This is a genomic window from Pseudoalteromonas sp. BSi20439, assembly GCF_000241165.1.
Classification (GTDB): Bacteria; Pseudomonadota; Gammaproteobacteria; order Enterobacterales; family Alteromonadaceae; genus Pseudoalteromonas.
Window position 1 is genome coordinate 13,639 of the sequence record NZ_BADW01000190.1, and the last position, 14,091, is coordinate 27,729.

At 40.2% G+C, this 14,091-nt stretch carries 11 protein-coding genes; all 11 read left to right on the top strand.

Features of this window, described 5'->3' with window-relative positions; translation table 11 throughout:
• The first annotated feature begins 59 nt into the window (after nucleotides 1–59).
• Nucleotides 60–1,949 (top strand): methyl-accepting chemotaxis protein, encoded by a 1,890-nt coding sequence (locus P20439_RS14995; RefSeq protein ID WP_036934319.1) that lies wholly within the window; start codon nucleotides 60–62, stop codon nucleotides 1,947–1,949.
• Nucleotides 1,946–3,052, top strand: a complete 1,107-nt coding sequence (locus P20439_RS15000) for a GGDEF domain-containing protein (protein WP_008468057.1) — start codon at nucleotides 1,946–1,948, stop codon at nucleotides 3,050–3,052. The genes P20439_RS14995 and P20439_RS15000 overlap by 4 nt, the downstream gene beginning before the upstream one ends.
• Entirely contained in the window at nucleotides 3,039–3,650 is a 612-nt protein-coding gene (locus P20439_RS15005; RefSeq protein WP_008111506.1) for a DsbA family protein, read from the top strand. Before P20439_RS15000 ends, P20439_RS15005 begins: the two co-directional genes overlap by 14 nt.
• Before the next feature lie 224 nt (nucleotides 3,651–3,874).
• Entirely contained in the window at nucleotides 3,875–4,627 is a 753-nt protein-coding gene (locus tag P20439_RS15010) for a DUF3450 domain-containing protein (RefSeq protein ID WP_008111504.1), read from the top strand.
• A 10-nt stretch (nucleotides 4,628–4,637) separates the two neighbouring features.
• Entirely contained in the window at nucleotides 4,638–6,005 is a 1,368-nt protein-coding gene (locus tag P20439_RS15015; RefSeq protein ID WP_008111503.1) for a MotA/TolQ/ExbB proton channel family protein, read from the top strand.
• Nucleotides 6,006–6,008: 3 nt separating this feature from the next.
• On the top strand, nucleotides 6,009–6,536 hold the full coding sequence (locus tag P20439_RS15020) for a MotA/TolQ/ExbB proton channel family protein (protein WP_008111501.1): 528 nt from the start codon (nucleotides 6,009–6,011) through the stop codon (nucleotides 6,534–6,536).
• 53 nt (nucleotides 6,537–6,589) lie between these two features.
• A complete protein-coding gene (locus P20439_RS15025) occupies nucleotides 6,590–7,000 on the top strand; it encodes a biopolymer transporter ExbD (RefSeq protein WP_008111500.1) in 411 nt (136 codons plus the stop codon).
• A 6-nt stretch (nucleotides 7,001–7,006) separates the two neighbouring features.
• Nucleotides 7,007–7,612 carry an energy transducer TonB gene (locus tag P20439_RS15030; protein ID WP_008111498.1) on the top strand — a complete coding sequence of 202 codons (606 nt, stop codon included), beginning with the start codon at nucleotides 7,007–7,009 and terminating at the stop codon, nucleotides 7,610–7,612.
• Between the two features lie 37 nt (nucleotides 7,613–7,649).
• Complete coding sequence (locus P20439_RS15035) at nucleotides 7,650–8,978, top strand: lipopolysaccharide assembly protein LapB (protein ID WP_008468058.1); 1,329 nt, start codon at nucleotides 7,650–7,652, stop codon at nucleotides 8,976–8,978.
• A gap of 310 nt (nucleotides 8,979–9,288) precedes the next feature.
• Nucleotides 9,289–12,078, top strand: a complete 2,790-nt coding sequence (locus tag P20439_RS15040) for a hypothetical protein (protein ID WP_008468060.1) — start codon at nucleotides 9,289–9,291, stop codon at nucleotides 12,076–12,078.
• An 80-nt stretch (nucleotides 12,079–12,158) separates the two neighbouring features.
• Nucleotides 12,159–14,091, top strand: a 1,933-nt coding sequence (locus P20439_RS15045) for a TonB-dependent receptor domain-containing protein (protein ID WP_036934323.1), incomplete at its 3' end; no start/stop codon positions are given.

Here is a 14,091-nt window from a genome sequence, read left to right on the forward strand (position 1 = left end):
TTTCAGTTAAAAATTTGTTAAAAAGACAGTGATAATAATGATTAATTCTTAAGGTACTTATATTTAGCTCGCTAAAATTCACCTCCAAAATCACCATCGCTGCGTCATTAGTGTTAGTTTTAGTGTTAGGTATTTTCACTATAAACAACTACTTTTCAATGCGTCATCAAACCCAAGAGCAGCTATCATTAGTATTAAAGCAAAGTTCCCAGTCTGTTTCGCAAAACATAGCAAGCTGGCTGAATAATAAGTTAGCCATTGTTATCTCGCTAGCAAAAACCTATCAAGTTGAGGATGCTAAAGCGCTCACGTTATCGCAATTAAATACTGCAGAGATGGCGGGGGATTTTAAAAATACCTACATAGGCGAATCCTCAGGTGCGTTTATTTTAAATGACCAAAGCGTCATTTTACCCGACGATTTTGATGCAACCAGTCGTCCCTGGTACAAATTAGTTGAAAACAAAACTAACACTGCATTTACCACGCCTTATATTGATGTGACCACCAATGAACTGACTATCTCTGCCGTTGCGCCCATAAATATTAATGGTCAATTTAAAGGAGTTGCAGGCGCTGATATCGATATGCAAACCATTGCTAAAATTATCAATAATATTGATTTTCTAGGGCTTGGCTATGGTTTTTTGTTAGACCAAAAGGGCCAAATATTGAGCCACCCAAACAGTGAGTTAAATTCAAAAGCGCTCACTGAATTATTTGGTAAAGACATTGAGCTAATCGATACTTTTACAGAGCACCAAGTTGCTAATGAAACTGTTTTAGTGTCATTTACCAAAATTCAAGGCATAGAAAATGTTGATTGGTACTTAGGGGCGGTGATCAATAAAGACACGGCCTTCGAAAGTGTGTCGGCATTTGGTCAAAAAGCACTGATTTATTTAATAGTGGGAACCTTAGTCATTGTTTTTGCGCTACAGCTTTTATTACGTTACTTAATGCGTCCTATGTATCGCTTAAACGATGCTATTAGAGATATAGCCCAAGGTGAAGGTGATTTAACTCGTCGCCTCAGTGTAGAAAATGATGATGAATTTGGTCAGTTAAGTAATTCATTTAATATTTTTATAGAAAAAATTCAAAATTCAATTGTTCAAGTTAAGTCTTCAACACAGTTGCTAGAAACCGCGGTTGCTAAACTTGTTACCCAAACAGATTCAACATTAACTATGTACGACGACCAAAGTGAACGTACCAATAGTGTGGCATCGGCAATTAACCAGTTTTCAGCCACCGCAACAGAAATTTCAACTAGTGCAAGTAATGCCTCAACACTTGCTAAAGATGCTGATCAATATTGCGCTAAAAATCAGCAAACACTAACGAATAACGTATCGAGCATTCATCAACTTTCGCAAAATATAGAGCAAGCACAAGAAACAATTAATAGTTTAGATTCACATACTGCTAATATCGGTAATGTACTTGCCGTAATCAAAGGCGTGAGTGAACAAACTAACTTGCTTGCTTTAAATGCGGCAATAGAAGCGGCACGTGCAGGTGAAGCGGGAAGAGGGTTTGCCGTTGTTGCTGATGAAGTCAGGCAATTAGCACAACGAACACAGCAATCAACCCAAGAAATTGAAGATACGGTAATTGAACTACAAAAAGGCTCAAGCTCTGCCGTTGAGCTGATGAAAACCAGTTTAGAAGAAAGTGAAAAAAGTGTTCAGCAAGCTGATGCAGTTGGCGATGTAATGAAACAAATAATCAGCGCGATAAAGCAAATAACCGACGCCAATCATAGTGTCGCTAATGCTACGGATGAGCAAAACCAAGTGGTTAAGTCATTACATAGTGATATTCACGTTATCAGCGACTTATCGACTCAAGGCCAATCAAACCTAAATCTTACTTTGGAAGAGTGTACCAAACTTAAGCATCAATTTAGTGACTTAGAGCGCATGGTTAAAAAATTCAAAGTATGATCAGTAAAACAAAAATAAATAAACCTAACTGGCTTAGTTTAATCAATATTGATAGTGTTTATAGCTTTGATAGACAGCGCCAAGTGTTTTCGTTATTTACCATGATAACGATTGCCTTGGTGTTAATTACTTATTTAGTGATTGCAAACCATGGTGTTTATGCGCCCATGTTAACTGTCGCGTTAGTTTCAGTAAATGTAACCATTGTAGGGTGTATTGTTTATTTTATAAAAACCAAACATCTTAATGCTATCGCGCTAATTACTTTGATGATTGTATTTTTGATGTGTTTAGCATTGGTATACACCGGCGGTAAAGAAAACACCGCCTTATATTGGCTAATGTTTTATCCTGTTGCCGCATTTGCCATTCTCGGCGTAAAATTTGGAGCTTGGTTGAGTGGTAGCATGTTATTGAGTTGTGCTGCACTACTTTATGGGCCAGACATAGGCCAAGTCGCTTATGGCGTGGTAGAAAAAACCCGCTTTATTGCTGCGTTTTCATTAGTGCTGGTTTTTTCTTTTATCGGTGAGTATTTTCGTCACCGTAGCCACCTTGCCATTGCCGATGTAACTTTAGAGCAAAAACAACACGCGTATACCGATCAGCTTACAGGGGCGCCTAATCGTCGTTTTATTACATCACATTTTTTAAAGCTTGCTGCTGCAAGGCCAGCGCATTATTTGCCGCTGTCTATTCTACTTATTGATTTAGATAACTTTAAACAATTAAACGACACCTACGGCCATGATTTTGGCGATACCGTATTAATAGAGTTTACTAAATTATTAGAGTCGCAATTTTCTGCAACCGCCCTTAAAGCCCGTTATGGTGGCGAAGAGTTTGTGGTTATTTTACCGCAGATGACCACCATAGAAGCCAGTATTTTGGCTAATCGTTTTAGAGAATGCGTGCAACATCATGTAATATTAACTGATAAACAACAACGAGTATCGTTAACTTGCAGCATTGGCATTGCACAAGCTAATCATATTGATGACTACGACAGTGCATTAAAACAAGCCGATGAATATTTATATCAGGCAAAATCACAAGGGCGCAATAAAGTCATATTTGCGCATGGCGAGTATGTCAGTCAATAAGCTTATTTATGTGCATGATCCTATGTGTAGCTGGTGCTGGGGATATAAGCCTACGTGGCAAAAACTTGAATCGGCTCTAGCAAATATTCTGCCTATAGAATATAGAATCGGCGGTTTAGCTGCTGATAGCGACCAGCCAATGAGTGTCGATATGCAGTTGCAACTACAAGGCATATGGCAAAACATTAGCAACCAATTAGGCACTGAGTTTAATTTTAATTTTTGGCGAGAATGCCAACCGCGCCGTTCTACTTATCCCTCCTGCAGAGCGGCTGTAATTGCTCGTAGCTTTAACAAAGAGCCACAGATGATCGACGCTATTCAACAAGCGTATTATTTAAAGGCGCAAAATCCATCGGATGAAGACGTGCTTATTAAACTATGCGAAAAAATTGGTTTAGATCCCTGTTTATTTACTCAGCAGTTACACTCTAAGGAACTTAAGCGTCGCTTTGATGATGAGCTTAACTTTGTTCGCAGTTTACCTATTCAAGGTTTTCCGTCGTTAGTATTAATAAAAAACAATAGCGCATACCCCATTGCTATTAACTACACAGATTGGCGACAAACCCTGATTGAAATACAATCCTACCTGTAAACTTAATCCCACTACTTTCACCCCTGAATTGTAAAATAAGCCAATAAGGCTAATTTATTACCGCTGTCATAAAATCGACTTTTTTACGCAACACGCTTGTCATTTTTAATCTATACACTTTCGCTCATTGAAACTATCTCGCTTTAAATTGTTTTTTTGTAAACAAGATAAAGCGATTAATAAACACTAGCAAATCCGCTAATTAACGAGCAAAGGTGTATACGATGAAAGGCGTTAAACCATTAATTTTAGCTGGTATTGTAGCCGCAAGTGCAGCAGTCCACGCCAATGATTTAAACACGGTAATTGATAAAAGCAGCGAAATTAATAATTTAGCTGTGCAATCACAAACAAAAATAGACAAGATTGCAGATTCAATGCAAGGGCGTTTACAGCAATTCAAAACCCTAAATAAAGAAATAGATGGTTTAGCCGTTTATAACGCACAGCTTACAAAACAGTTAAATAATCAAATAGAAGAGATGGAATCGCTTAATTTATCGATGGATCAAGTATCGATTATTGAGCGCCAAATAACCCCTTTAATGCTTCGTATGATCACTGGGCTTGAACAGTTTGTTGCCTTAGACGTGCCGTTTTTAAAGCAAGAGCGAAAGCAGCGTCTTGAATCATTAAATGCAATGATGGAACGCGCTGATATTACATCAAGTGAAAAATTTCGTCGTGTTTTAGAGGCTTATCAAGTTGAGGTTGACTACGGACGCACTATTGAAGCGTATACCGCATTGCTTGATGTGGACAATAAAGAACGTGAAGTCGACTTTCTGCGCATTGGTCGTTTAGAACTCATTTACCTTACCCGCGATGGCAAACAAGCAGGTAGTTGGGATCAAAAAACACAGTCGTTTGTTGCACTGCCTGATTCAACCATTAGTCAAATTAATAAAGGGCTTCGTATTGCTCGCAAACAACTAGCCCCCGATATGTTAACACTGCCAATTCATGCTGCAGAATAAGAGGTTTACCATGAAATTATTAACGAAAATGACAAAAATGGCCGTGTTTGCAGCCAGCTTAGGTTTTTCAGGTGCGATGTGTGCCGCTGAACCAATGAATTTGGATGCTCTATTAAAAACGTTAGAGCAGGGTAAATCAGCGCAATCAGAACAAAATAAACAACGCGAACAAGAATTTGCAGCACGTCAAAATGAACAAGTGCAAATGCTTAAAAACACCCAAGCTAAACGAAATCAGATGCTTAGCGAGTCAGAGCGTTTAGAAACGCAGTTTGAAGAAAACGAAATTAAATTGGCTAATCTGACCGATACTTTATCAAAGCGTATGGGTTCATTAAAAGAGCTATTTGGTGTGCTACAACAAGTTGCTGGAGATTCTAGCAATAAGTTTGCAACCTCGGTGGTATCGGCTCAGTTACCTGGGCGTAGTACTTTTATGGACGAATTGGCGCAAAAAATGGGTTCTACCTCAAAGCTTGCGTCTATTGAAGATATCGAAAAGGTTTGGTTTGAGCTACAACGCGAAATGACCGAACAAGGAAAAGTAAGCCGGTTCAATACTGATGTAATTGTTGACGGTGGCAATAAAGTACAAAAAGAAGTGGTACGTGTGGGTGCATTTAACCTTATTAGTGACGGTCAGTACCTAGAGTATACGCCTTCTACCAATACTATTAGCCAGCTTACTCGCCAACCAAGTAGCCGCTTTACTGCGACTGCGGCTGATTTGCAGCAAGCAAACACCGGTGTGGTGCCGTTTGCGCTTGACCCAACGGGTGGTTCAATTTTAGGTTTATTAGTACAAGCCCCTGATACCAGCGAGCAAGTCCATCAAGGTGGTGCTGTTGGTTACGTTATTTTAGGCGTTGGTTTATTAGCATTATTAATTGCGTTAGAGCGTTTTGTATCACTCATGTTGATGGGTGGAAAAATCCGTCGTCAATTAAAAGACGACACAGCTCGTGATGACAACCCGCTAGGGCGCGTCATGAAAGTGAAAGACCAATATCCTAATGTGGCGTACGACACGCTTGAACTTAAGTTAAGCGAAGCCATTTTACGCGAAATGCCAAAAATCACCCGTAATTTAACGCTTATTAAAATTATCTCTGTAGTAGCGCCATTGCTGGGCTTACTCGGTACGGTAACCGGGATGATCAATACCTTCCAAGCAATTACTTTATTCGGTACTGGCGACCCTAAACTAATGGCAGGCGGTATTTCGCAAGCCTTAGTTACTACCGTATTAGGCCTTGTGGTTGCCATTCCAACGGTGTTTTTATATACCTTATTGAATACCCGCTCAAAAGGTTTACTGCTTATTTTGCAAGAACAAAGTGCAGGTATTATTGCCGAGCGAAGCGAGAAAGGAGCTTAAACCATGGTGCTATTGATTGATTCAATCAATGCTATCCGTGATTTTCTCGACACGGGTGGCCAAGTTCTCTTGGTCATTGCCGTGTTAATTTTCGCGATGTGGTTATTGATACTCGAGCGATTTATGTACTTTTTTAATGGCTATCGACACTACAAAAAAGACGTTAAAAATACGTGGAAAACTCGTAGTGAACGCAACAGCTGGAATGCAGAGCAAATACGCCAAGCCATGGTGTCACGCGCTAGTATGCGATTAAACGCAAACTTACCGCTGATTAATGTGATGGTAGCGCTGTGTCCACTATTAGGATTGCTTGGCACAGTTACAGGGATGATAGAAGTCTTCGATGTAATGGCCATTACAGGTACAGGCAGCGCACGCTCTATGGCATCGGGTGTGTCAAAAGCAACCATACCGACAATGGCAGGAATGGTCGGTGCGTTATCTGGAGTGTTTGCCTCAACCTATTTACAGCGTAAAGCAAAGCGTGAAGTTGAATTGTTGCAAGACACTATGGTGTTAGACCACTAAATAATTATTGAAAAGCGGTGTACATAATCACCGCTTATTCTAGGAGAAGTAAAATGAGAGCCCCATTAGGTAATTTATTCCAAGAAGATGAAGCAGAAGAAATAAACATGACTCCTATGCTGGATGTTGTATTTATTATGCTTATTTTCTTTATTGTTACAGCCTCGTTTGTAAAAGAAGCCGGTATTGATGTAAACCGACCAGAAGCGGCAACTGCGGTTAAAAAAGAGCGCGCTAACATATTAGTGGCTATATCAGATCAAGGCGAAATTTGGATCAATAAACGTCAAATAGATGTACGTGCCGTACAGGCCAATATTGAACGCTTAAAAGCTGAAAATCCACAAGGCAGTGTAGTTATTCAGGCCGATAAAAAAGCCACTACAGAAACCTTGATAAAAGTGATGGATGCCTCGCGTGCAGCGGGTGTATTTGATGTTTCAATAGCGGCTCAAGAAGGGTAACGAGTGATGCGTTATGTACTTGCGTTAATTATAGCGGGTGTGGTCACATTTATGCTGTTTTTAGGCATGCAGGCATTGATCACCGGTGGCGAGGGCGCCATGACGGAACCTGCCAAAGGGAATGTGTTAGATTTTGTCCGTTTGAAAAAAGAAGAAACGGTACAAAAAAAGGAGCGTAAACCACAAAAGCCACCAACACCTAAAGAACCACCTCCGCCAATGGAATCGCCACAAATGCAAAGTAGCGATAACAACGCTGCTAGCAACAACTTTGATTTTGCTGCCAATGTCGATGCTGATGTAAACCTAGCGGGTGGATTAGCGTTAGAAACCAGTGATGGTGAGTATTTACCCATAGTAAAAGTGGCACCAGTATACCCAAGGCGTGCGTTATCGCGTGGTATTGAAGGGTATGTCATTGTTGAATTTACAGTGACAAAGCAAGGTACGGTTAAAGAGCCGCAAGTTATTAAAGCCGAGCCAGAGTCATTGTTTGACAGAGCAGCGATGGATGCGGCCCTTAAGTTTAAATATAAACCGCGCGTTGTTAATGGCGAAGCTGTTGAAGTAGCCGGTGTGCAAAATAAAATTTCTTTCCAAATTAATGGTTAATTCTGTTAAGTAAGCAAAGAGTGAATGTGAGGCAATTATGAAATTAAAACTAACAACCAAGCTATTGAAACTTAGCATGTTGTGCACTGTTGCAATCAGTGCCAGCGTTGTTACACCAAGTGCATTGAGTGTACTTCCGGGTGTAAATTTGGCGACAGTACAGGCCGCTGAACAGCAGAAAACAACACGAGTGCCCGCACTTCGTGAAAAGGTATACAGCCAATTAGCTCGCGCCCAAAAACTTGCGGATGATGGCGATAGCAAAGCGGGTTTGGACGCGCTTGATAGCATACAAGCGCGTTCATCAAGTATGAACTCTTATGAAATTGCGATGATGCATAACTTTTATGGGTTTATTTATTACAATGAAAACGACCTTGTAAAAGCAATTGCTTCATTTGAAAAAGTGATTGCCGAAGATGGCATTCCAGAAACATTACGTGTCAGCACTACGTTTAGCTTAGCGCAATTAGCAATGGCAAACAGTGATTACAATAAGGTAATTGATTTCTTAGCTAAGTGGGATGCAATTAATACCAAGCCTAAAACTGATGCCTATTATGTACTTAAATCACAAGCGTATTATCAGTTAAAAGATTACCAAAAAGGCATTGATAATATTAATTTAGCGATTGCCCAAAGCGATAGCGAAGGCAAACAGCCAAAAGAAAACTGGTTAGTACTGCAACGTGCTATGTATTATTCACTTAATCAAACTGACAATGTTGTTGCTGTACTTGAGCGTATGGTAAAGCTTTATAACAAGCCTGAATACTGGGTGCAACTCGGTGGTATGTATGGCGAAACAGGCAAAGAAAAACAACAGCTAGCAATCCTAGAAGCGGCTTATCAGCAAGGATTTTTAACCTCTAAATCTGATCTAAGGCAGCTTGCACAGGTATATTTATACAATCAGCTTGCTTACAAAGCCGCCAGTGTAATGAGTAAAGCGATTGAATCAGGCGTTGCTGAAAAGTCTGCGAAGAATTATGCATTTATCGCAGAAGCCATGGTGCAAGCTAAAGAAGATAATAAATCAGTTAGTTATTTTGCAAAAGCGGCAGAGCTTTCGGAACACGGTAAGTACGATCAACGTATGGCTGAAGTACTTGTTAACTTAGAGCAATTTGAAGATGCCGCTGATGCTGCTCGGTTAGCATTAGATAAAGGTTCACTTGATTTTGAATCCAACGCTTATGTTGCATTAGGTATGGCCCAATACAGCATGCAAAATTTTGATGCCTCTATTTTAGCGTTTGAGCAAGCCGAGAAACACAAAAAATCGCAGCGATTGGCTGAACAATGGATCAAATATGTCAAGCGTGAAAAGTTACACGCGGAAACATTACGCACCGCATTGTTATAATTTGCCAACGCTACTATTGTAATTTAAACGCTGCCAGTTTGATTACAAAACCTGTTTTATAATCGCAACACCAAAACCGCCTTAGGGCGGTTTTTTTCGTTTAAATTTATCATAACAGGTTGTTATTTAAATAAATTACATTGTCATTTTATGTTTATTAAAGTGTAACTGTATTGTCACATAGCTCCCGTAAGGTAGTGCTCGTTGAAAAACTCAAGTGATCTTAAAGCATGACTTTCGTGTTTTAACGTGACTTGGGTTTTTACTTAATGCGCTAATAAAATAATTAAATATCTTAACGGAGTGAACAATGAAATTATCTGGTTTATTTAAGATCAGCCTTTTGGCTTCTGCAATTACACTCGCTGGTTGTGGCGGTGGTGATATTAATATTAATGTTGAAGAAACAGTAGCACCACCTACACCACCTACACCACCAGTGCCAACTGATCTTCCAGGTGAATATAGTCAAAGTCTTTCTACTGAAGCTTCAGCTGCCTTGGGTGGTGAAGTAAAAGTGCAAGTGCTTTCAGGTGAAATCACTGAAGATACGACATTAACGACGGATGCATTTTGGGCATTAGATGGCGCTGTGTTTGTAGGTAAAGATAAAGCAGATAGCGCAACCCTTACCATTGAACCTGGAGCCGTTATTTTTGGTAACAATGGGTCTGATTACTTAGTCGTAAGCCGTGATTCTAAAATTGAAGCGACAGGGACCAAAAGCGACCCTATCATTTTCACATCAAAACAAGATGTAATGGGCGAAACAACAGCCTCTGGACAATGGGGCGGCATGGTTTTACTTGGGAATGGTATTTCAAATAAATGCCCTGCTGAAGGTGATTGTGCACTGCAAGTTGAAGGTGTGGAAGCAGGTGCGGTATTTGGCGGTACTGATAATGCGGATAGCTCTGGTACGTTAAAATATGTTGTTGTTAAAAACGCTGGTTACGAGCTTTCAACCGGTAATGAGCTAAACGGTATTACCTTTGGTGCCGTAGGTTCAGGTACTACCGTTGATTACTTGCAAGTACATAATAACTCTGATGACGGTGTTGAGTTTTTCGGTGGTGCAGTTAACTTAAAGCATGTTGTTTTAACGAGCATCGACGATGACAGTATTGATTGGGATAACGGTTATCAAGGTAAAATGCAGTTTGTGTATGTTGAGCAAGATAAAAATTCGACTGATGCTAACCGCGGTATTGAAGCCGATAACGATGGTAAAACGCCATCAAAAGAGCCTAAGTCTTTGCCTATTATTTCAAACTTAACCATTATTGGTAATAACTTTAAAGGTGAAGATGAAGCCGAAGGCATTTACCTGCGTGAAGGTACCGGCTTACATTTATATAATTCAGTGATCACAGGCTCTGATGAAATGGGCGAGTGCTTAGAATTAGAAGGTATTGCGCTGGATGATAACGGAGATGCATTATTCTCTGATAGTGAAACCGTTAATAATGCTAATGATGGCACTATTTTGATGCAAAACACCTTTATGTCATGTACCAATGGTGAGAATTTTAAAGATCCAAAAGGTGCTGACGGTTCTACGTTGCTTGCGCTTGAGTCTTGGTTTAGTCAACAAACAGGTAATGTGATCAACGACAAGCCTATGCTTGGTGTGAATGGTCAACCAATTGCTGGTTCGCCACTACTAGGTGCAGGACAAGATGTTGCTAATACGGTTGATGCCTTCTTTGATACGGTTGATTTTGTCGGTGCTCTAAATGATTCTGACGATTGGCGTGAAGGTTGGGCATTTGGTTATGGTGGTGGAGAAGTGACAGCACCTGCTGCAGTTGCTGGTTGTCCTGCAGGTACTACTTCAATTTCACCAGCGGATAACGTAACGACAACATGTGAAATATCTGGCCGTATAACGTCAGACTTAACATTAACAGCGGGTAACTTATACGCAGTTGATGGCGCTGTTTTTGTTGGTAATGATAATGCTGACTCTGCAACTCTAACTGTCGAGCCTGGCGTTACTGTTTATGGTCGTAACGGTAAAGATTATATTGTCATTAGCCGTGGCTCTAAAATTGAAGCCAACGGTACTAAAGATAAGCCTATTTCATTTACTTCAAGTCAAGATGTTGCTGGTCAAGCAACGGCAGCAGGTCAATGGGGCGGTTTAGTACTACTAGGTAATGCGCCATCTAATAAATGTCCAGAAACAGGCGAGTGTGCGCTACAAGTTGAAGGTGTTGAAGCCGGTGCTGTTTTTGGTGGTACTGACACTGCAGATAATTCTGGAACATTACGTTATGTTCGCGTTATGAATGGCGGCTACTTACTGTCACCTGGTAATGAAATTAACGGTATTACGTTTGGTGCTGTGGGTTCTGGTACTACTGTAGAGTATTTACAAGTTCATCAAAATGCTGATGACGGTGTTGAGTTCTTTGGTGGTAATGTGCAGGCTAAATACCTTGTGCTAACTAGTATTCAAGATGACAGCATCGATTGGGATAATGGTTTCCAAGGTAAGCTTCAGCACATCCTTGTTAAGCAAGCTGCAGATAACTCAGATGCTAACCGTGGTATAGAAGCCGATAATGACGGTAAAACACCATCTAAAATGCCTAAATCAAATCCAATGATTGCTAACTTAACCATTATTGGTAATACCTTTAAAGGTGAAGATGACGGTGAAGGCATGTACTTCCGTGAGGGAACGGGTGCGCAAATCTATAACACGATTGTAACAGGCCCAGTAGGCATGGGTGAGTGTCTAGAGGTTGAAGGTATTCCAGTAGATGAAAATGGTGCACCAATATTTACTGAAAGTGAAACAGTTAAAAATGCACAAGATGGCACCTTAACGATTAAGTCATCGGTTATCGCCTGTTCTGAGAACTTCAAAGACCCAAGTGGTGTTGATTTTAGCGTAGAAAACTGGTGGACAGCGACGTTAGGTAACTTAGTAGCATCAGGACAAACTGACGTAGTTAATGGTATCTATACTATTGATATAACAACTCCTACAGATGTAAACGCTGTAGATAGCTTCTTCGATACTACATCACATATTGGTGCTGTATCGAGTGATAATGACTGGACAGCTGGCTGGACAGTAGGTCTGGAATAACACAGTAAGAATGGGTGCTAGCACATAGTACTAGTACCTTTTTTAACACTTTCTGTAACTTATTTCAGATAGAGGTAAACATGAAACAGTTTTCTAAAAAGTTTTGCTTATCCACACTTTCCGCAGCAATTTTATGTAGTTTAAGCGTTTCAGCACATGCTGCTGAAGCCGAAGATGAGGCTGTACTTGAGGAGGTTGTGGTTAGCGCAAGTCGTTTAAAAGGCACTGCAACAGCCGTGCTTGAAGAGCGAAAACAACAAGCATTTGTTGCCGATATTATGGGTGCTGACCAAATATCCCGTAGTGGCGATAGTGATGCGGCATCTGCGTTACGCCGTGTAACGGGTTTAACTTTAGTCGATGGTAAATTTATTTATGTACGTGGTTTAGGTGAGCGCTATTCAAGTACTCAGTTAAATGGTGCAGCAGTGCCAAGTCCTGATCCGACCCGCTCAGTCATCCCGCTTGATTTATTTCCATCAGGAATTATTGAAAGTTTGTCTGTGCAAAAGTCTTATTCTCCTTCTATGCCAGCCTCTTTTGGTGGTGGTAATGTGGATATACGCTTAAAAAGCATTCCAGACCAATTTGTTTTTGATGTATCAGGTCAGCTTGGTTATAACACCAATAACTTTGATGATGGCATTGAGTACAATGGCGGCTCGAATGACTGGTATGGTGTTGATGATGGCACCCGTGAAATACCAGATTCAATCATGGATATTTATAACTCTGGGCAATCATTAGATGATCTCACACCAGAGCAAAGTCGTGCTTTAGCACTTGATTTAAACCGTGATTATGACCCGCAAGCAACAAGTGTAAACCCCAATACTAAGTTTACAGCAACACTGGGTAATAGTTTTGAGTCAGGTGATTGGCGTTACGGCTTTTTATCAGCGGTTAGCTATGATAACAAATATTTTGTTGGCGAAGAGTACCAAGGCGAAGACTTCCGTTTAGGTGAGAACAGTGCTGCTATGGTGCGTGGTTACGATAAAATCATTGCCACTGAGCATAATGTGAAAATGTCTGGAATGGTAAACTTTGGTATTGAGTATAATAATGCTCATCGCATTGACCTTAGTACGCTGATTTTACGCGACACCGAAGATAAAATTCGTGATCGTCTAGGTATTGATGAGAATAATAACCAGTCTGATAATAAGCGTATTCGTTCTTACGATGTAAGGTATGAAGAGAGAGAGTTAATAGTAAACCAAATCAAAGGCATGCATACATTCGATTTTCTTAACTATGCAGGTTTTGATTGGAAATACTCAAACGGCCGCTCAAACCGTTATGCACCAGGAAATATGCAGACGCGGTTCATTGTAAATGATGCAAACGAAGATGGTAATTATGATTTAGTTAATGAAATCGCATTAACCAATGCCACAACGGCTGCTCGTTATACATTCCAAGACCTTAATGATGAAGTAGAAAACTACGGGTTTAATTTTACTTTTCCAATCATGTTAGATGGTTTGGATATAGAATTAAAATCAGGTGCTGATTATGTCTCTAAAGAGCGCTCAGCTTCGAATCGTCGCTTTGACATAAACACTCGCGCATTTAAAGACCTTGATTTAAATGGCAATGAGCTGAATACGATTCTTTCTGATGATGCAATAGCTAACGCAGAACTAAATCTACCCATACTTAATGATACAACGTTTGCAGGTGATGATTACCGCTCAGCACAAAAAACAGATGCTTATTATTTTGAAGCTGATTTTTTCTTCAATAATAAATGGCGTTTGACAGGTGGCTTACGTTGGGAAGATTTCAGGCAAGTGTCAGTGCCACTTGACCCGTTTACTGGTGGCTTAGATCCTTCAATCGATTATGATGATTTAGGTAACTTAGCGTTTCAAGAAGATGATATTTATGGTGCGCTTGCATTCACTTATATTCAGGACGACCAAACACAATGGCGTTTAAGCTACGGTGAAACGGTTGTACGTCCTGATTTACGTGAGATATCTGAATCTACTTACATTGATCCGTTAA

What these genes read in the sequence shown, in the direction of transcription:
- P20439_RS15005 (WP_008111506.1), top strand. Translation starts at nt 3,039, where the DNA reads ATGTCAGTCAATAAGCTTATTTATGTGCATGATCCTATGTGTAGCTGG.
- P20439_RS15015 (WP_008111503.1), top strand. Translation starts at nt 4,638, where the DNA reads ATGAAATTATTAACGAAAATGACAAAAATGGCCGTGTTTGCAGCCAGC.
- P20439_RS15020 (WP_008111501.1), top strand. Translation starts at nt 6,009, where the DNA reads ATGGTGCTATTGATTGATTCAATCAATGCTATCCGTGATTTTCTCGAC.
- P20439_RS15035 (WP_008468058.1), top strand. Translation starts at nt 7,650, where the DNA reads ATGAAATTAAAACTAACAACCAAGCTATTGAAACTTAGCATGTTGTGC.
- P20439_RS15030 (WP_008111498.1), top strand. Translation starts at nt 7,007, where the DNA reads ATGCGTTATGTACTTGCGTTAATTATAGCGGGTGTGGTCACATTTATG.
- P20439_RS15000 (WP_008468057.1), top strand. Translation starts at nt 1,946, where the DNA reads ATGATCAGTAAAACAAAAATAAATAAACCTAACTGGCTTAGTTTAATC.
- P20439_RS15040 (WP_008468060.1), top strand. Translation starts at nt 9,289, where the DNA reads ATGAAATTATCTGGTTTATTTAAGATCAGCCTTTTGGCTTCTGCAATT.
- P20439_RS15025 (WP_008111500.1), top strand. Translation starts at nt 6,590, where the DNA reads ATGAGAGCCCCATTAGGTAATTTATTCCAAGAAGATGAAGCAGAAGAA.
- P20439_RS15010 (WP_008111504.1), top strand. Translation starts at nt 3,875, where the DNA reads ATGAAAGGCGTTAAACCATTAATTTTAGCTGGTATTGTAGCCGCAAGT.